At 66.1% G+C, this 19,283-nt stretch carries 12 protein-coding genes; 3 read left to right on the top strand and 9 right to left on the bottom strand.

Going from position 1 to position 19,283, the window contains the following annotated elements; translation table 11 throughout:
* Positions 1-2: 2 nt before the first annotated feature.
* Positions 3-1,757 carry a hypothetical protein gene (locus tag EGM71_RS09595; protein ID WP_188489465.1) on the top strand — a complete coding sequence of 585 codons (1,755 nt, stop codon included), beginning with the start codon at positions 3-5 and terminating at the stop codon, positions 1,755-1,757.
* Here EGM71_RS09595 and EGM71_RS09590 read toward each other — a convergent pair.
* The 8 genes from EGM71_RS09590 to EGM71_RS09555 all read right to left on the bottom strand — a co-directional run bounded on the left by EGM71_RS09590 (position 1,754) and on the right by EGM71_RS09555 (position 13,696).
* The gene (locus EGM71_RS09590) at positions 1,754-3,928 is read right to left on the bottom strand and encodes a response regulator (protein ID WP_188489463.1); all 2,175 of its coding nucleotides are present in this window, start codon (positions 3,926-3,928) and stop codon (positions 1,754-1,756) included. The two genes, EGM71_RS09595 and EGM71_RS09590, sit on opposite strands and share 4 nt — an antisense overlap.
* Positions 3,925-5,070, bottom strand: a complete 1,146-nt coding sequence (locus EGM71_RS09585; protein ID WP_014037069.1) for a response regulator — start codon at positions 5,068-5,070, stop codon at positions 3,925-3,927. The genes EGM71_RS09590 and EGM71_RS09585 overlap by 4 nt, the downstream gene beginning before the upstream one ends.
* Positions 5,071-5,275: 205 nt before the next feature.
* Entirely contained in the window at positions 5,276-6,787 is a 1,512-nt protein-coding gene (gene lysS, locus EGM71_RS09580) for a lysine--tRNA ligase (RefSeq protein ID WP_019338545.1), read from the bottom strand.
* A 176-nt stretch (positions 6,788-6,963) separates the two neighbouring features.
* Positions 6,964-8,604: an acetolactate synthase large subunit gene (locus tag EGM71_RS09575; protein WP_188489461.1), complete on the bottom strand. Its 1,641-nt coding sequence runs from the start codon at positions 8,602-8,604 to the stop codon at positions 6,964-6,966.
* Positions 8,605-8,667: 63 nt separating this feature from the next.
* The gene (locus EGM71_RS09570) at positions 8,668-10,053 is read right to left on the bottom strand and encodes an NAD-dependent succinate-semialdehyde dehydrogenase (RefSeq protein WP_188489459.1); all 1,386 of its coding nucleotides are present in this window, start codon (positions 10,051-10,053) and stop codon (positions 8,668-8,670) included.
* Positions 10,054-10,716: 663 nt separating this feature from the next.
* Positions 10,717-11,499 carry a helix-turn-helix transcriptional regulator gene (locus EGM71_RS09565; protein ID WP_188489457.1) on the bottom strand — a complete coding sequence of 261 codons (783 nt, stop codon included), beginning with the start codon at positions 11,497-11,499 and terminating at the stop codon, positions 10,717-10,719.
* A 140-nt stretch (positions 11,500-11,639) separates the two neighbouring features.
* Positions 11,640-12,765, bottom strand: a protein-coding gene (gene prfB / locus EGM71_RS09560) for a peptide chain release factor 2 (RefSeq protein WP_157721524.1) whose coding sequence is annotated in 2 segments (ribosomal slippage) — positions 11,640-12,689 and positions 12,691-12,765 — 1,125 coding nt in all. Because the reading frame shifts where the segments join, the coding sequence is not laid out codon by codon here.
* Between the two features lie 70 nt (positions 12,766-12,835).
* Positions 12,836-13,696: a LytTR family DNA-binding domain-containing protein gene (locus EGM71_RS09555; RefSeq protein ID WP_188489455.1), complete on the bottom strand. Its 861-nt coding sequence runs from the start codon at positions 13,694-13,696 to the stop codon at positions 12,836-12,838.
* Positions 13,697-13,871: 175 nt separating this feature from the next.
* Here EGM71_RS09555 and EGM71_RS09550 point away from each other — a divergent pair, with 175 nt between their 5' ends.
* A complete protein-coding gene (locus tag EGM71_RS09550) occupies positions 13,872-15,071 on the top strand; it encodes an acyltransferase family protein (protein WP_188489453.1) in 1,200 nt (399 codons plus the stop codon).
* A 102-nt stretch (positions 15,072-15,173) separates the two neighbouring features.
* Here EGM71_RS09550 and EGM71_RS09545 read toward each other — a convergent pair whose 3' ends face one another.
* Positions 15,174-18,086, bottom strand: a complete 2,913-nt coding sequence (locus tag EGM71_RS09545) for a VIT domain-containing protein (RefSeq protein ID WP_188489451.1) — start codon at positions 18,084-18,086, stop codon at positions 15,174-15,176.
* A 130-nt stretch (positions 18,087-18,216) separates the two neighbouring features.
* Here EGM71_RS09545 and EGM71_RS09540 point away from each other — a divergent pair, with 130 nt between their 5' ends.
* On the top strand, positions 18,217-19,266 hold the full coding sequence (locus EGM71_RS09540; RefSeq protein WP_188489448.1) for a DUF1176 domain-containing protein: 1,050 nt from the start codon (positions 18,217-18,219) through the stop codon (positions 19,264-19,266).
* The last annotated feature ends 17 nt before the right edge of the window (positions 19,267-19,283 follow it).

Below are 19,283 nucleotides of genomic sequence, written 5' to 3'. Positions count from 1 at the left end.
CAATGTTCAGTTGCTTGTTCGGTGCTGGAATCCAGTGGATTCATCTCAGAAGTGATGCCCCTCGCCTCTTCGGCTTCCCGGAGTTTCTCTCGGGATTGGCGTTGCTCCTTCTGGTCTGGACCATATTCGACGTGAGGTATCGATTCCGCGTCGCAACCGCGAGAATTCACGTCGAGAAGTTCGCGATGATTGCGATGATCTCGGTGGGCTGCCTTACTCTCCTCACCGATTGGTGGCGCGCCACATCCCGGCCGGTCATCGCCGGATCATTGCTCACTCCCGAGACCTGGCAGGCCGCTCTTGCTGCCGTGTTCTTCGCCACATTGATCGCCTGGACAATCGCGGCGTTCTCATCATCGAATCGATTCAGTGCCGCCAACGCAAACCGCTTTTCCGAGGCCGTCCAGAAGATCATCGATCGCGGACGGCCAGATGAAATTTCAGTACTGGTCGAGGAACTAGGTCGCTCCATGGGAGCGATCGCTCGCCACCTGCATGCACCGGAAACAGCGCCCAGCAACGAAAAATCCGTGCACGCATGCGCAGAGCGAATCGCCCATCGATTCAAGGATCGGAACTTCTGTCGCACCATCGTAGTTGAGTGCCCGACCGCCATTCCTGCATTCTTCAGGGAAATCCCATCCACTGATCGGCCACATCCCGCCGCCATCCGTTTTGCAGAGAATCTGGTTGCTGAAGCAATCAGACTCGATGGATCGTTCCTCTACAACGAGGACTACTTCCCCGCAAATGACATCGATGATGAGGCGCCCCCTCACCCGGCATCTTCCGCACTCGTCTGCAACCGCGCGCTACTCGACTACTCCTCAGACCTGCTGGCTCCACGCGAGGGGTCTGCAGTCAGACTGAGCCTCCCCCAGTGGCGCGCCTATCTCGGCCTGGTATCCCTGGCGCACGCAGCATGGATGGATAATCCGTGGCCGAAACCTCCCCACGCACTGCATTGGGCACGCTTCTTCATTGAACGCCAGACCTCCGACCTTGCACAGATCAGGGAGCCTGTAACGTTCCGGAGCGAGCCCTACCAACGTGTCGAAATGGAGCTGCAGTTCATTGGCAGATTGATCGCCCAGCTTCCGGAGACACCGCTTCCATCGACAGGACGAGGGGAGCCGGCAATCAGCTATATCGAAGCCATGGCGTTCTCATTGATCGAGTCAGCCGCAGAGATGAAGGCCCCGCAGGCTTCGGCCACAAAAATCCAGTTCTCGCTCATCTGGGAACACCTGTTCTCGCACCCCATTCGTGCGTCGGCCGCAGGAAGGCAGTTCCAGGAGCACATCGCCGGACGCATGCTCTCAAGCATCCGTGAATGCCCCAGCCTGGACGCTGTCCACCTGCTCAGCTTCTGCATCAACGCTCTGGGCCTTTCGGCAACCACTGCCGAATCACCTTATGGAGAGCCCTGGCGTGCTTTTCACATGGATCTCCTGGCATGGATGAAGACCCACCTCGGGCCCTTGCTGGAACGCTACCCACGCATGTCCGAGTACTTCGTTGAAGGCATCGAGTACGACGCGCCGAATCACACCTTGATCCGCTGGTATGTAGAGGGGGGCCAACGCCAGCCGCACCCGCAAACCCTGCTGCTGACACATCGGGAATCGATACGTCAGCCGTCCGACTCCGATCAGAAGCCAAGGGGCGCGTCAAACGCCCTCGCCCGGATACTGCGCACAGCGAAATCAGCGGCACAACGGATTCTCGGACTCGCGCGACGAACCATCAAACCCTAGCGCGCCTCACCATCATCAGCAGTGCCGCGCAGTCGGCGTTCGGCCCGTGCCTCCAGCGCGCGCCGGCCTTCCTTGATCGCCTCCTGCAGGATGCCAAGGCGCGGACGCCATTCGGTCTTGAGCTGCCAGTCGGCCATCCGCATCAGCTCGCCGGCACGATTGGACGCGCGCATCAGGCCGAGGTTGCTGGCCACGCCCTTGATCGCGTGGGATTGTTCGCGGAACACATCCCACTGCGTGGCCTCGCCGGCCTGCTCGGCCTTGCCCATGCAGCTCGCCACGTCCTCCAGACACTGGCGGATGAACTCACGTTCGAAGCCCTCCCCCATGCCCAGCGAGGCCAGCTCGTCCAGCACGCTGCTGTCGAGCACCCCATCCTGCAGCGCCATCGGTCGCACCACCGGCGCGGCCATGGTCTTCAACTGGGCGTTGCTGGCGATCTCGGCCAGGGTATCGAGCAGGCGCACCGCCACCACGGGCTTGGCCAGGAACGCATGCGCGCCGGCTTGGGTACAACGCTGGATCGCCTCGGGCGTGACATCGGCGCTGAGCACCAGCACCGGCGTGCGCGGCCCGCCACCGGCCTGCATCACCCGCAGCTCCTTGAGCATGTCCAGCCCGCTCATGCCCGGCATGTGCAGGTCGACGATGACCGCGTCGAATTCGCTGTCGGCCAGCGCATCCAGTACCGCCTCACCGCCATCCACGCACAGCACGCGGTGGCCAGCCTTCTGCAGCAGACGCTGCAGGACCATGCGGTTGGCCTCGTGGTCATCGGCCACCAGGATCTGCATGCTGCGCACGCGGGCGCGATGGCGCAGGAACGGATCGGCAAAGGCGATCACGTTGCCGCCAGGCCCCACATCCTCGTCGCCGGTCAGGCTCGGCACCGCGCCCGGCACCAACGGCTGCGGTGGCGCGAACGGCAACTCGACCCAGAAGTGGCTGCCGCGCGGCGGGTTTTCCAGATAGCCGATGTCGCCATCCATGGCTTCGACCAGGCCCTTGGCGATGGTCGTACCCAGGCCGGTGCCTTCGTGGCGGCGCGCCATGCTGACGTCAGCCTGCTCGAAGGCGTCGAACAGCCGAGCACGCATGGCCGGGGCCACGCCGATGCCGGTGTCGAGGATGTCGAAGCGCAGCCGCACCGCGCCACTGGTATCTGCCTGCACCACGCTGACACGGATTTCGACCCGGCCCTGGTCGGTGAACTTGACCGCATTGCCGGCCAGGTTCAGCAGGATCTGCCGCAGGTGCCCGACATCGCCGCGCACGCGGGGCGGCACGCCGTCGGCCACCTTCACCCGGTAATCCAGGCGCTTGGCCTTGGCCTGCGGCAACAGGATCAGCCCGATCGCCTGGATCACATCGGCCACGGCGAAGTCTTCGGCTACCACGCGCAGCTTGCCCGCCTCGATGGCCGAAATGTCCAGCACCTCCTCCACCAGCGCCAGCAGGCTGCGCGACGATGCCTGGATGGTGTTGAGGCACTCGCGCTGCTCGTCATCCAGGCGCGTGGTCGCCAGCACTTCGGTCATGCCGTTGAGGCCGTTCAACGGCGTGCGGAACTCGTGGCTCATATTGGCCAGGAAACGACTCTTGGCCTCGCTGGCGCGACGCGCCTCGGCCATCGCTTCGGTCAGCTGCCGCAGCAGTGTCGAGAAATACAGCGGCACCGCAGCCAGGCCGAGCCAGAGGCCGATGGCCAGGCGGAAATTCTGCTGCCAGTACGGGGTCAGCAGCACGGTGCAACCGAAACTGGCCATCGCCATTGCCACCGCCACGTACAGGTAGTGGTTGCCGAAGCGCATGCCGTTGCCGACCGTCACCCACATCACCACGATGTAGACCCACGCCAGCGGCTCACCCATCTGCACCATGCCGGCAGCGATCAGGCCGTAGTCGGCCAGCATGCCCAGCACGCGACGTGGATCGGAACGCGCCGGCCGCCACAACAGCCAACCGAACAGCAGCAGCGACAGGCTCAGGCCGGTCAGTACGATGGCCAGCACGCCCACGTACTGCGCGTGCGGCAGATCGTGGCGCGGCGCCGGCAACAGCACGTAGGCCAGGATCAGGCTGATCAGGACAATGCGGACGATCTGCTGGCCGTGCTCACTGTCCTGGCGCTGGGACAGGCGCAGCCGCAGCTGCGACAACAGCCGTTTCACGCGCCCAGCCCCGGGCGCGCGGACGCCATCGAATGCTCGGCGCAGATCTGGTCCAACTGTTCGCGGCCGCGCAGCAGCGCGTCCACGCATCGGGGATCGAACAGACGGCCACGCTGGGCGTAGAGATAAGCCAGGGTGGCTTCCATGGTCCATGCTTCCTTGTACGGACGGGGTGATATCAGGGCGTCGAAGACATCGGCGACGGCCACGATGCGCGCTTCCAGCGGAATTGCATCGCCGACCAGCCCATCGGGATAGCCACTGCCGTCGTAGCGTTCATGATGACGCAGTGCGATCAATGCGCCAACCTGGATGAAGCGATTCTGGCTACCACTCAGCAGTTCATGGCCAATGCGCGGGTGCCGGCGCATGATCGCCAGCTCCTCCTCGTTGAGCTTTCCCTGCTTGAGCAGCACTGCATCGGGGATGGCGATCTTGCCCATGTCGTGCAGCGGCGCGGCCATCTCGATCAGGCGCACCTCTTCTTCAGGCAGCCCGAGCTGGTCGGCGATCAAGCCCGCCACGCGCGCCATGCGTTCCAGGTAGGCGCTGGTACCGGCATCACGGAACTCGATCGCGCGCGCCAGCCGCGACAGCGTCTCGCGCTCCCGCTCTTCGACTTCATGCATGCTGGCCAGCAGGCGCTGCTCCAGCGACAACGCCCGCTGCTTTACGTTCTCGGTCTGCTGGCGCAGCTGCAACAGGTTGTAGCAGCGCGCACGCAGTTCGCGCGGACGGATCGGCTTGACCAGGAAGTCGATGACACCCGCTTCCAGCGCCGCCTGCCGGATCGGCTCGTCGCCGACCACGGTGATCAGGATCACCGGAATGTCGCGGTGCTTGGGCAGGCGACGGAAACGGCGGGCGAATTCCAGCCCGTCCATCTCCGGCATGCGGTAATCGAGCAGCAGCAGGTCGACCGGATGCGCTTCGCACCACGCCAATGCGGTCAGCGGATCGCCGAAGTCATACACGCTCAGTTCCGGCGCGATGTCCTCGATGACGTGACGCAGCATCGTCCGGGCGGAAGTCTGGTCGTCAACAATGACGATGTTCAACGCGTACTCTGCCTGGTTTTTCGACCATGCTGGATCATCAGCAGGCGAGGATACTCTGCCGCTGCGAACGCTCGCACCCTGCATCGGCCTGACTCCCGTGTCATGCGTCCCGGTTCATGATCGTCATCACATTGTGAAGCGGGCTCTCCACACTGTGCACTCCCCTTGGCGCCGATCAAGCCATAACAGGCGTCAAGGTAGTGCAATAACGATACGCCGAGTGCGGGAGGCGTCAATCGCGCCGTCTCGTTTCGCGACGGCGCGCACAATCAGGAGTCAAAAAGACGACTTACTGCTCCGGACGCATGTACGGGAACAGCAGCACGTCACGGATCGAGCTGCTGCCGGTCAGCAGCATCACCAGGCGATCGACGCCGATGCCGAGGCCGCCGGTCGGGGCCATGCCGTACTCCAGCGCACGGATGTAGTCGGCGTCGTAGTGCATGGCCTCGTCGTCGCCACCCTCCTTCGCGGCCACCTGGGCCTGGAAGCGCTGGGCCTGGTCTTCCGGGTCGTTCAGCTCGGAGAAGCCATTGGCCAGCTCCTTGCCGTTGACGAACAGCTCGAAGCGGTCGGTGTAGCCCGGATCATTGTCGTTGGCACGGGCCAGCGGCGAGACCTCCACCGGGTGGTCGGTGATGAAGGTCGGCTGGATGAGGGTGTGCTCGACGGTGGCCTCGAAGATCTCCAGCAGCAGCTTGCCCCAGCCGTAGGACGGCTTGACGCGGATCTTCAGGCGCTCGCAATGGCGCAGCAGCGCGTCACGGTCGGTGCAGTCCGCTGCGGAGATTTCCGGGTTGTGGTGGCGCACCGCCTCGTCCATGCGCCAGCGGCGGAACGCCGGGCCCAGGTCGATCTTCGCGCCGTCCCACTCCACCTCGGTGCCGCCGTTGACCGCCTTGGCCACGTCACGGATCACGCCTTCGGTCAGATCCATGATCTCGTTGTACGTGGCATAGGCCTCGTACAGCTCCATCATGGTGAATTCCGGGTTATGGCGGGTGCTGACGCCTTCATTGCGGAAGTTGCGGTTGATCTCGTACACGCGCTCCAGGCCACCCACGGTCAGGCGCTTGAGGTACAGCTCCGGCGCCACGCGCAGGTACAGGTCCAGGTCCAGCGCATTGTGGTGGGTGGTGAACGGCTTGGCCGCCGCGCCGCCGGGGATGTAATGCATCATCGGCGTCTCGACTTCCAGGAAGTCGCGGTTGTCCAGCCACGCGCGCATGGCGCGGATGATCTTGGAGCGCTTGATGAAGACCGCGCGCGACTCCGGAGTCACGATCAGGTCGACGTAACGCTGGCGGTAACGCTGCTCGACGTCGGCCAGGCCATGCCACTTGTCCGGCAGCGGGCGCAGCGACTTGGTCAGCAGGCGGATCGATTCGGCCTTGACCGACAGCTCGCCGGTCTTGGTTCGGGTCAGGCCGCCTTCAACGGCAATGATGTCGCCCACGTCCCAGCCCTTGAAGGCGGTGTAGGCATCGCCCAGCACGGCACCCTGCAGGAACAGCTGGATGCGGCCGGACTCGTCCTGGATCTGCGCGAAGCTGGCCTTGCCCATGATGCGCTTGGCCATCAGGCGGCCCGCCATCTTCACCTGGCGGCCGTTGCCTTCCAGCGCCTCGGCGGTCCACTGTTCGGCATCGGCGAATTCTTCCTGCAGGCGGCCGGCGAAGTCCTCGCGACGGAAGTCGTTCGGGTACGCGATGCCCTGCCCACGCAGCGCTTTGAGTTTCTCACGGCGCTCGGCGATCAACTTGTTTTCGTCGACGGGGGGGGTATCGGTAGCTTCGCTCATGGATCTGCGGGAATCGTGTAGTGAGGGGGGATGCTGCGCCCGGCACAGCCGGTTGCCCAGCATACCAAAACCGCCCTGCCCCGGCCCCGGCCCGGTAGCCGCCAACCTTGGTTGGCGCTCTGCGTGTCGACCAAGGTCGACACCTACCGGGCGGATCGGCCGGCCGTGCTCCGGCCTTACCGGGTTCCGGGGAACGCCTGCCGCAGCTCATCCACCAGCACCCGCTGGTTCTCCGAGTAATCGATCGGTACCGACACCAGGTGCACCCCGCCCTCGTTGAAGGCCGCCTCCAGCGTCGGGATGAACTGCTCGATCGCCGTCACCTCGTGCCCCCTGCAGCCGTAGGCCTCGGCGTACTTGACGAAATCGGGGTTGCTGAAGGTCATGCCGTAATCGGTGAAACCATCCACCGCCTGCTTCCAGCGGATCATGCCGTAGGCACCGTCGTTGAGGATCAGCACCACCAGGTTCAGGCCCAGCCGGCGCGCGGTCTCCAGCTCCTGGCTGTTCATCATGAAACCACCGTCGCCGCACACCGCCAGCACCCGCCGCTGCGGATACAGGATCGAGGCCATGATCGCCGACGGCAGGCCCGCGCCCATCGTCGCCAGCGCGTTGTCCAGCAGCAGTGTATTGGCCACCTGGGTGCGGTAGTTGCGGGCAAACCAGATCTTGTACATGCCGTTGTCCAGCGCCACGATGCCGTCCGGCGGCATCACCTGGCGCACGTCGTGCACCAGCCGCTGCGGGGTGAACCCGGCCTCTTCGGCACGGTCGGCCAGATGCTCAAGGATGGTCGCGCGCAGCGGCAGCAGTGCAGCGGCATTCGCCACCGCGCCCTCGATGCGGTCGGCCAGCTGGGTCAACGAACGGCCGATATCGCCGATCACCTCCACCTGCGGGAAGTACACCTGCTCCACGGCCGCCTGCGAGTAGCCGATGTGGATCACGGTCGGCCCGCCTGGGCGCATCACGAACGGCGGCTTCTCGGTGACCTCGTGGCCGATGGTCACGATCACGTCGGCCTGGTCGATCGCCATGTGCACGTAGTCGCGCTCGGTCAGCGCCGCGGTGCCCATGTACAGGCCCGAACCGCCGGCCACCGCGCCCTTGCCCATCTGCGTGGTGAAGAACGGGATGCCGGCGCGCAGCACAAAGGCCGACAGCGCTTCGCTGGACTGCGGTCGCGACGCCGCTGAAGCGATCATCAGCAACGGCCGCTTGGCATTGCGGATGATCTCCGCCGCCCGGTCCAGCGCCTCCGGGCTGGCAATGGGACGGTCCACCGCGTGCGGCGGGATCAGCGCCACGCCATCGACCTCATCGGCCGCGATGTCTTCGGGCAGCTCCAGCAACACCGGGCCCGGGCGCTCTTCCTGGGCGACACGGAACGCCTCGCGGACGATGGTCGGGATGGTGCGCGCCGAGACGATCTGCCGCGCCTGCTTGGTCAGCGGCTTCATCGTGCCGACGATGTCGACAATCTGGAAGCGCGCCTGCTTGCTGGCGACGATGCCCTTCTGGCCGGTGATCATGATCACCGGCCACGCACCCAGCAGCGCGTAAGCAGCGCCGGTGGTGAAGTTGAGCGCACCCGGGCCGAGCGTGGCCAGGCACACGCCGGGCTTGCCGGTCAGGCGCCCATAGGTGGCTGCCATGAACACCGCTGCCTGCTCGTGGCGGGTGATGACCAGCTCGATGCTGGAATGGCGCAGTGACTCGACCACGTCGAGGTTTTCTTCGCCGGGAATACCGAAAATGCGCTCAACGCCTTCGTTCTCAAGCGCGGCGACAAGCAGATCTGAACCCTTGGACATTGGAATGCCGTCCTTTTCGCTGGACTGATGGTGGATCGTTGCAGGAAGGATGAGAGCCGCGCGTCAACGCTTGTCGAACCATACCGTCTGCGCGTTGACGAACTCGCGGATGCCGAAGTGCGAGAGCTCGCGGCCGAAGCCACTCTTCTTCACACCGCCGATCGGTACGCGCGGGTCCGAAGCGGAGAAGCCGTTGACGAACACGCCGCCGGTCTGCAGCCGGCGCGCCAGCTGCATCGCACGGGCGCGGTCGCCGCTCCACAGGTTGCCGCTGAGGCCGAATTCGCTCTGGTTGGCCAGTTCCACCGCATGGTCGGCATCACGGGCGCGGCTGATCGAGGCCACCGGCCCGAAGGTCTCGGTATCGAAGGCCTGCATGCCCGGCTCCACGCCGGCCAGCACGGTGGGTGCATAGAACGCGCCCGGCCGATCCAGCTGGTGACCGCCAACCAGCAGCTGCGCTCCGGCCTCCACCGACGCGCGCACCTGCGCATCCAGCTGCTCCAGCAGGTCCTGGCGCGCCATCGGTCCGATCCGGTTGCCCGCTTCGCGGCCATCGCCGATGGTCAGCGCCTGCACCTTCTGGCAGAACTGCGCCACGAAGCGGTCGTACACCGCGTCTTCAACAATGATGCGCTTGCCGGCGATGCACACCTGCCCGGTGTTCTGGAAGCGCGAGGCCACGGCCGCATCAACGGCCGCATCGAGGTCGGCGTCGGCCAGCACGATGAATGGATCCGAGCCACCCAGTTCCAGAACCACCTTCTTCAGCGCCTGCCCGGCCTGGGCGGCAATGCTGCGGCCGGCCGCCACGCTGCCGGTCAGGGTCACTGCCGCGATACGGTCATCGGCGATCGCGCGACTGGTGCCGTCGCGGCTGATGTTGGCGGCGATGAAGGTGCCTTCCGGCAGCCCGGCATCACGCCAGGCGGCATCAAGCAGCTGCGCGGTACCGACAATGTTCTCGGCCGGCTTCAGCAGGAAGCCGTTGCCCCCCATCAGGATCGGCACTGCCGCGCGCATCACCTGCCAGTACGGGAAGTTCCACGGCATGATGCCCAGCACCACGCCCAGCGGCAGGTAGGACACATAGGCCTTGTCGTCGGGCACCTGGGTCGGTTCGTCGCGCAGGAACTGCGCGCCGTGGTCGGCGTACCATTCGCACAGCACGGCACACTTCTCGATCTCGGCCAGCGATTCGGCCTGCACCTTGCCCATCTCGGCGGTGGCCAGCGCAGCCAGCTTTTCGCGGTCACGGCGCAGTACGCCCGCCATCGCGCGCAACACCTGCGCTCGCTGTTCGAGGCTGCTGGCGCTCCAGGCAGCGAAGCCGGCCTGGCCGCGATCGAGGATCGCATCCAGCTCGGCATCGGTGGCGAAGGGATGGCCGGCGATCTGCTGGCCGGTGGCCGGATCGCGGGAAATGGCGGTGGTGGGGGCAGCGGACATGCAGGGCTCCTGTTGTCTCGACAACGGGCGGTGGCCCGTCTCCTGCACAGGAATGTGGACCCGATTGGCGGAGGCAACAAGGCGTCTGCTTATCCTGTGACCTGCACTTACCTGCCTGAATGGGTGGCTTGTCCTGGCAGGGCTGCGCCCTGCACCCGCCGAAGCAACGGCAACAGCCGAAGCAACAGCACGAGCTGGTTTCCTATGAGATGGCGGGGTGGGTCCGGTTGCGGGGGACGGCGTGAATACATCCATGTAGCCTCGGTCGCGCCATCCATGGCGCTCACGCCCCCGCAACCGGACCCACCCCGCCTTCGACGGTTTCCTGCGATCTGTCGGAAATACTCTTGGGGTCAGATCCGTTTTCCGTAGGAAAACGGATCTGACCCCGGAATTTCTTTCGATATCTGACAGATGTGTCGACCAAGGTCGACACCTACCAACAACCGCGCGAAATCTGTCTGAGGTGGGGTGGTGTGGGTTGGCAGGACCGTTGGCGCCATGGATGGCGCCATCGAGCCCCCATGGACGGGTTTACGGCGTGTCCTGCCAACCCACACCACCCCGCCATCCCTCGGATAGTCCGCTGTTGCTGTTGCTGTTGCTGTTGCTGTCGCTTCGGCGTCTGCAGGTGCAGGGCTGCAAGCCCTGCCGAACAACCTCCTACCTACGCGGCAGGTAGGTCACCAGGGAAAGGTCATGCCGGCTCTCCGGCACCAGCGCCACGTACTGCAGGTCCAGCAACCCGCGCGTGGGATGGTTCAGCTTCTTCGCACCTTCATCGAACCGGCGCACGTCGTGCTCCGGCCACCACTGGCGGAACTCCTCGCTGTGGGCGGCGATGTCCTCCGCCAGCGCCTGGAACGGCGCCTTGTCCGGCGCCTGCGCCATCGCCGCGCGGAAGCCTGCCAGCAGGCCGCGGGTCATCTCTTCCCAGTTGAGGATCAGCGTGCGGTACGGCGGGTACAGGAACATCAGCCGCAGCGTGTTGCGCTCATGCGGCGCCAGCTGGCTGTAGTCCACGAACAGATCGGCGATGGCCGGGTTCCAGGCCAGGATGTCGAAGCGGGTGTTGCGCACATAGGCCGGGATCGGCTGCATCGCTTCGACCAGCTGTCGCAGGCCGTCGGTCACGCTCTCGTCCGGCGATTCCAGCGGCACGCCGTAGCCGGACAGCGCGAATGCATAGGCGCGTTCGTCGTCGCTCATGCGCAGCACCTGTGCGAGCCGCTCCAGCACTTCAGGCGAGGCGCGCACTTCACGGCCCTGCTCGATCCAGGTGTACCAGCTGACGCTGACGCCGATCGCCAGTGCGACTTCCTCGCGCTTCAGGCCCGGGGTACGCCGGCGTCCGGCCGGGAGGCCGAGCGTGGCGGGGTCGACACGGGCGCGGCAGGCCTTGAGGAAGCCGCCGAGTTCCTTGCGTTCACTTTCGCTGCGCATCATCGGCCCGTCCTACCCTTTGTAGCGTCGAGCCGTGCTCGACGCATCCGCCAGCTCGCGAAAAGCAGCCGAGCATGGCTCGGCTCTACAAACCACCCTCGGCGTTGCGCACGAGGGTGACGATACCCGCGCAGGCGCGTCGATCAGGCATCGACGCGCTTGGAGCCCACGGCCAGGCCGGCCTTCAGGCTGGCCTCGACGAACTCGTCCAGGTCGCCGTCCAGCACCTTCTGCGTATCCGAACGTTCGATGCCGGTACGCAGGTCCTTGATACGGCTCTGGTCCAGCACGTAGTTGCGGATCTGGCTGCCCCAGCCGATGTCGGACTTGGTGGCTTCCACCGCGTCCTTCTCGGCGTTGCGCTTCTGGATCTCCAGCTCGTACAGCTTGGCGGCCAGCATCTTCATCGCGTTGTCGCGGTTCTGGTGCTGGCTGCGGCCGGTCTGGCAGGCCACGACGATGTTGGTCGGGATGTGGGTGATACGCACCGCCGACTCGGTCTTGTTGACGTGCTGGCCACCGGCACCGGACGAACGGTACACGTCGGTACGCAGGTCGGCCGGGTTGATGGTGATGTCGATGTTGTCGTCGATTTCCGGCGACACGAACACCGAAGTGAAGCTGGTGTGGCGGCGGTTGTCCGAGTCGAACGGCGACTTGCGCACCAGACGGTGCACGCCGGTCTCGGTCTTCAGCCAGCCGTAGGCGTAGTCGCCTTCCACGCGCAGCGTGGCCGACTTGATGCCCGCGACGTCACCACCGGAGACTTCCATCAGCTCGGTCTTCCAGCCGCGAGATTCACACCAGCGCAGGTACATGCGCAGCAGGATCTCGGCCCAGTCCTGGGCTTCGGTGCCACCGGCACCGGCCTGGATGTCGACGAACGCGGCCGCATTGTCCATCTCGCCGGAGAACATGCGCTGGAATTCCAGCTTCTCCACGTGTGCCTGGTGCTTGTCCAGGTCGGCGACCACGGCCAATGCGGTGTCCTCGTCCTGCTCGGACTCAGCCAGCTCCAGCAGTTCGGTGGCGTCGCTCAGGCCGTCGAGCACCGAGGCGATGCCGCCCACGGTTTTCTCCAGGCTGGAACGCTCGCGGCCCAGGTTCTGGGCGTACTCGGCGTTGTTCCAGACGTCGGGGCTTTCCAGCTCCCGCGTTACTTCTTCAAGACGCTCTTTCTTGGCGTCGTAGTCAAAGATACCCCCGGAGCGACAGCACGCGATCGGTCAGATCGGTGATGCGCTGGCGGACAGGATTCAGTTCGATCATGTCGGCGGTTATGCATTCAAAAGATGACTGGTAATGATACCGCAGGCCGGGGGCGCCCGGAATGAGGGCCTCACCCTGCCCCCAGCGCCTGTCGCAGCAGCGGCAGCTGGCGCCGGCTGCAGGGCACTTTGGCCCCGTCGGCCATGTGCAGCAGGGCCTCGCCACCGTCCAGCGGCTCGATCGAGCGCAACTGGCCCCGATGGATCAGCCAGCTGCGGTGCGGGCGCAGGAACACGCCCGGATCCAGCCGCTGCTCCAGTACCGCCATGGTGATCCGCAGCGGGTAGTCGTGGCCGCGTACCCGCAGGTTCACGTAGTTCCCCGCCGCCTGGGCGTACTCCACGTCCGCAGTGGCGACCAGGAACTCCTTGCCCAGTTTGCGCACCAGGAAGTGCTGGGGGCGCTCGACCGGCTCCACCGGCGGGCCGACGTCGGGCTCGGCCAGCAGGCTCGCCTCACCCTGCCGGCGCCGACCGAACCAGCTGGCAAAGTGCTCCAGTGCCACGAACATCGCAAACGTGCGTACATCTTTCAGGTATTCGTACGCAAAACGCTCCAGCCAGCCGGCATCATCCTGGTACCGATAACCCAGCGCTCCATACGCCAGGTGCCGCAGCAGCATCATCCCCACCACGTGCAGCAGCGACCAGCCGACGCTGGCCAGCAGATACAGCGGCAACCACTGCTTCCAGGTATCGGCATGCAGCGGCCAGCGCTCGCAGCCCCACCACAGCAACGGCAGGGTCATCAGGACCAGGCAAAGGCTGCTGAACTCCCAGATCATCGGTTCCCACAGGCCGAGGTCGGCGCCGCGTCGGCCCGCATCCATCACTTCCACCAGCGCATTGGTCACCGCCGACGCCGACAGGACGGCCGCCCATACCAGCAGCCGGGTTGACGTGCGCCAGCGCGGTGGTCGGCCCTGGGTCATTGCTGCATCCATGTCGTTGCGGTGCTCCAGCCTGCCTCAAGAGACCGAGGGTAGCGGCTCCACTGGTCCCACCACCCCCGCCATTGGTCACTGCGCGGGTTCCAGCCACCCCTTGGTGGTCGCTGCACGGACCGGGCAGCGTCACCTTGGCTCGACTCTCCGGCACACCACCCCCATGACCCGACGCCACGACATCGACGCCCTGCGCGTGTTCGCCTTCGCCCTGCTGATCCTCTACCACACCGGCATGGCCTATGTGGACGACTGGGGCTTCCACCTCAAGAGCGTGCACACGGCCGAATGGCTGCAGTGGCCGATGGTGTTCGTCAATCGCTGGCGGATGTCACTGCTGTTCCTGATCTCGGGCATCGCCATCGCACTGATGCGACCCGAAGGCAGCTTGCTGCGCTTCGCCGGCCTGCGCACCTGGAAGCTGCTGCTGCCCCTGCTGTTTGGCATGTTCGTGATCGTACCCATCCAGCCTTACTGCGAAGGCGTGGCCAACGGTCATGTAGCGCCGGGCTTCGGCCACTTCCTGCTGCGCTACTGGCAGGTGCGGCCCTGGCCGGAAGGCAGCTTCGCGGGCTGGCAGTACGGCATCACCTGGAACCACCTGTGGTACCTGGCCTATCTGTGGAACTACACCCTGGCGCTGGCCCTGCTGATGCCATTGCTGGGAACAACAGGGGTGCGCAGCGCGATGGCACGCGTTGCAGCCTCACCCACGCTGCTGATCGGCATTCCGTTCGCCCTGCTGCTGGCCTGGGTGGTCTGGCTGGAGCCGATCTATCCGTCCACCAATGCCCTGCTCGGCGACTGGTACCAGCACGCGAAGTACGCCACGGTATTCCTGGCCGGCTACCTGCTGGGTCGCGAGCCACTGTTCTGGGAACGGGTGGTCGCCCTGCGCCGCACCACCCTGTGGTTGGCGCTGGCTGCGGTCGGCTGGTACCTGGGCCTGCGCATCCTTGGCCAGGTGCTGGCGGCCGATTCCCCCCTGCGGCAATGGCCCGAACCGTTCTGGGACCTGCAGGTCCGTACCACCCAGTCGCTGTACGTATGGACCGCGCTGCTGGCCATCCTGGGCTGGGGAAAGGTCTTCCTTGATCGCCCGTTCCGCTGGCTGCCGTACTGCACCGAGGCCATCTATCCGTGGTACATGCTGCACCAGAGCCTGATCATCGCCCTGCTGTTCTGGCTCAAGCCACTGCAGCTGGGCCCGTGGATGGAACCGGCCCTGCTGCTGACCGGTACCGTCGGCGGCTGCCTGCTGATCCACGAGCTGCTGATCCGACGCTCGCGCTGGCTGCGACCTCTGTTCGGCCTGCGCGCCGATCCGCCAGCGTCGACGATCGCACGCGCCGTGTCCTTGTAGCGCCGAGCCCGTGCTCGGCTACCTCTGCCATGAGCCGAGCATGGGCTCGGCTCCACCTCGAGGCAGTCGAGCAAGCTCGACGCTACATAAGCCCGGGATCGGTCATTTCACCTCGAACTCGCCCACCAGCACAGTCTCGGCGCGGTCCTTCAACCGCATCGTGACCATCTGGTCCTTCTGCTTCGGCGTGCCCCAGTGCGTGGTCAGGCGCAGCATCAGGGTCGTCGCACCGGTCACCAGCTGCTGGCGGCTGCCGAAATAGTTCGCCTCGACCTTGTACTTGCCCGGCTTGGCGTTGCGCAGCGAGAACTGCTCGGGACCATAGCCCCCGGTGAAGTCCTGCGACATCCGCCCGCCCTGGTAGGTCTGGCGGTTGCCGTAGTACGCGCGCTCGCCGTTCGGGTCAGTCACCCACAGGTCCATGTCGCTGTTGTCGGCATCCCACGACAGCACCACGCGCAGGTCCAGCGGCATCGCCTGCAGCAGGCGCGGGTCGATGCTGCGGGTGTCCAGGCGCGGCGTACTGCGCGCCACCAGGTTGGTCAGCTCATCCAATGCGATCAGGGCGATGCCATCGAAGCGGTTGTCCCATGGCCGCACCACCACCTGGTACAGCGGCGCCAGTGCCTGCTGTGGCCTGCCGGCCGCTGCCAGTGCCAGGCCCAGGTCGCGGAAGCTCTGCGGTTCTTCCTGGCCCATCGCCAGCACCTGCTCGAACACCGGCACCGCCAGTGCCGGGGCATCAGCCTGCATCAGCCGGTAGCCGAGCACGCGCAGCAGGTGGCGGTTGTCCAGGTCCATCTCGGCCAGGTTCGACAGCACGCGCAGTGCCAGTTCGCGCTGGCCCTGCTCCAGCAGCAGGTCGGCCACGTCGAGGAAGAACGCGCTGCTGTCGGCGTGGGCATCGCGCTCGGCCAGGTAGCGGTCATAGAGCTGCGACGGCGGACCCTGGCGCAGGCGACGGGCGATGGCCGAATCCGGCTGCCATGCCGCCAGCTGGATGCCGAGCTGGCCGTCGTTGGCGGCAGCGGATGCGTCGGCGAACCCGCTGGTGACTGCGATCGCATCCAGCGCCTTGTTCGATGCAGGTGCTGAGCGGCGCGCGCGTGCGCTGCTGGCGTCCATGCGCTGCTCGGCCGCCGCGGCCATCGGTGAAGGCGCAGGCGGCGGGGCAGGCGCAGGGGCTGCCAGCATCGCCACGGGTGCGGATTCGGCTGCGTAGCCTGCGGATGCCACTTCCAGCGCCATTTCCTTCGCCTGCGGCGGCGCACCCTTCGGCCAGCTGCGGTTCCACCACTGCTGGCGCTCCTTCCAGCGAGCGGCCACTTCATCCAGGCGCTGGCGATCGGCTGCGGCGCGACCACTTACCTGCACTGCAAACCTGGCGTCGTAGTCGGCGCGCAGCTTGCCCGAAGGGCGGATCGCATAGCGCAGGTAGTCCTCCAGCGTCTCCAGCACGATCAGGGAGGTATCCGGCCCGACCAGGCCGAACTGCTGCGACAGCAGCTGCATGGCTTCGCGGTTGCCTCGACGGTCGGCGCCGAGTTGCTGCAGACGGGCCTGCGCCCACAAGCCGGCCACCAGTTCACCGTCGTCACTCTTCTGTGTTGCCGGCAGCGCCTGCCATTCACCGCCGCCCACACGCACCCGCATCGGCACGCCGTCGGCCGCCAGTCGTGCATGCAGCCACAACCAGCCCTGGGCTTCACTGCGACGATCGATCACCACTTCCTGTACGCCACGGCCCGCATCGATCTGCACGTCCAACGGCGACGACAGTAGTTCGCGAGCGGCCGCATCAACATCATTACCCAGCGCGACGAAGCGTCCGCCATGCGCTTCGCTCCAGCCACGCAGTCGCACGGCATCGGTACGCGCGCCGGCACTACTGACCGCGAACAGACGCTGCTCCGGTGCGAGTGCTGGCAATGCTTCCGGCCCATAGGTCAGCAGACCATCGCTGAGCAGCAGGTATTCCTTCACACTCGGCTGCGGCTGCCACTGCGCCAGCGCGCTGGCGCCATCCGGGCGCACGGCCTGCAGCACCGCACGCAGCTCATTCCAGTTGCCGGCGCGGACGCGGAAGCGCCGCACCGGTTCGGCGCGATCGCGTAGCACGGTCAATGCCACCGTGCCGTCCCCCATCGCGGCGAAGTAACGATCCAGCAGCGCCAACTCACGCGTGCGATTGCGCTGCCCCGCCGAACCGGAACCGTCCCACAGCAGGCCGATCTCGCTGGGCAGCGTGCGGGACGAACTGCTGGCCGCCACCGGCAGCTGCGCCAGCAGGTAATGGCCATCCTCCCAGGGCGCCACCTGGACCTGTGCCTGGCGGGCTGCCGGCAGGCTCCACTGCAGCTGCTTCGGCAACTGCGAGCCCCTGCCCTGCCACTGCAGCTGGCCCGCACTGATACGGAAGGGCGCCGTACCTGCGGTGGCCGCGCCGGGGGCCTGCAGTTTCAGTTCAACCGAGGCTGCTCCGGCGGCGAACTGCAGCGGAAGCGTCCACTGCCAGCCTTGTCCGGCGAAGGCCAACGGCTCACGAATCACCAGCTGCACGCGCCGACTGCCACCGGCCGGCAGCGGGTAGATGCGCAGCCGGAACTGGTTGCCGGCGGTCTGCTCCAGCAGGCCCGGGTCGACACCACGCCGGGCGATTTCTTCGAACACCTGGCGGCCACGGTCCTTGGGCACCGGCACGGCGTCATGCAGTTCACCGTTGATGTCCAGCGCGAAGCCCGTGATCTGCTGGCCATCGGCCAGCGGGAACTGCAGCTCGCCCTCCAGTACGCGCCGGTTCGGGTTGTGGAACTCCAGGGTGATCCGGGTCTGGGCAATGCCTGCCTGCACTTCGCCCTCGATGCGGGCACGCTGCAGCTGCACCGGCTGTTCGGCAGCGGGCGCGATCAGGAGAGGCGTGGCGGCCTGCGGCCGGGAGATCGGCGGCGACTGCGCGCCAGCGGGCCAGGCCGCGAGGGCCAGCAACAACACGGTGCAGCAACGGGCGAAGACCATGACCGGACTCCAGTGGGATCGTGAACCGTTGAACGCACGAGCTGCCGGAACGGGGTTGGGCAGCGCGCAGCTTTTCATCGCCCCCGCCAGCAGGCACCATGCCCCACTTTCCCCACGTGCAAGGATGCCGATGCGATCCCTCCTGCCCGCCGCTCTGCTGGCCCTGGCTTGCCCACTGGGCGCCATTGCCGCTGCCCCGGCCAAGAGCCTGTATTTCCAGCACCACGACTGGATCGTAGCCTGCGACAACACCCTGACCTGCCGCGCCGCTGGCTATGCCACCGACGATGACAGCACCCTGAGTGTGCTGCTCACCCGCAAGGGCGGCCCGGGCCAGGCCATCCAGGGCCGCCTGTCGCTGCAGCCGGAAGAAGGCCAGCCCCAGCCCAGGGGCGCACTGCATCTGCGCATCCAGCAGCAGGATCTGGGCGTTCTGGCCCCGGCAAAGGGCGAAGGTACGCATAGCTTGAATGCCGCGCAGACCAGCGCGCTGTTGTCCGCACTGGTGCGCGATGGCGGGGTCAGCGTGACCGATGGCGCCGGCCATCGCTGGCCGTTGTCGGACAAGGGGGCGGCAGCGGTGCTGCTGAAGATCGACGAGTACCAGGGTCGCCTTGGCACACCCGGCGCGGTGATGCGCAAGGGCAGTACGCCTGAATCCGGCGTTCCCGCCGCGCTGCCGGTGCCGGTGGTGCGCAAGGCCGCTACCGTTGACTCGACCCCGGATGATCCGGCGTTTGCGAAACTGGCCGCCTCACCCGCCCTGCGCGCGGCTCTGCGTGCCACGCTGGAGGGCGAAAGCTGCGAAGGCCTTCAGGAAACCGATGCCGATACTCCGCTGAGCAACTCGCCGCTGGAGGTCCGCCGCCTGGACGCACAGCACGTGCTGGTCAACGTGCCCTGCTGGCGAGCGGCCTATAACAGCGGCGATGGCTACTGGGTGGCCCGCCCACAGCCACCGTACCAGGCAAAGTGGGTGACCAGCGATGCCATCGACTACGACGATGGCCAGATCATTGCCGCGCAGAAGGGCCGCGGCCTCGCTGACTGCATTTCGCACGCAGCCTGGACGTGGGACGGGACGAACTTCATCGCGACGTCAGAGGTGGCACCTGGGCTATGCCGGGGCGTGCCAGGGGGCACCTGGGAACTGCCGATGCTGGTCAGCCAGGTCCGCTGACGCCACAGAAAAAGGGG

The organism is Stenotrophomonas maltophilia (genome assembly GCF_006970445.1).
GTDB classification, from domain to species: Bacteria; Pseudomonadota; Gammaproteobacteria; order Xanthomonadales; family Xanthomonadaceae; genus Stenotrophomonas; species Stenotrophomonas maltophilia_AU.
Note: the sequence above shows the minus strand (reverse complement) of the source record. Positions and strands in the feature narration are given on the sequence as shown.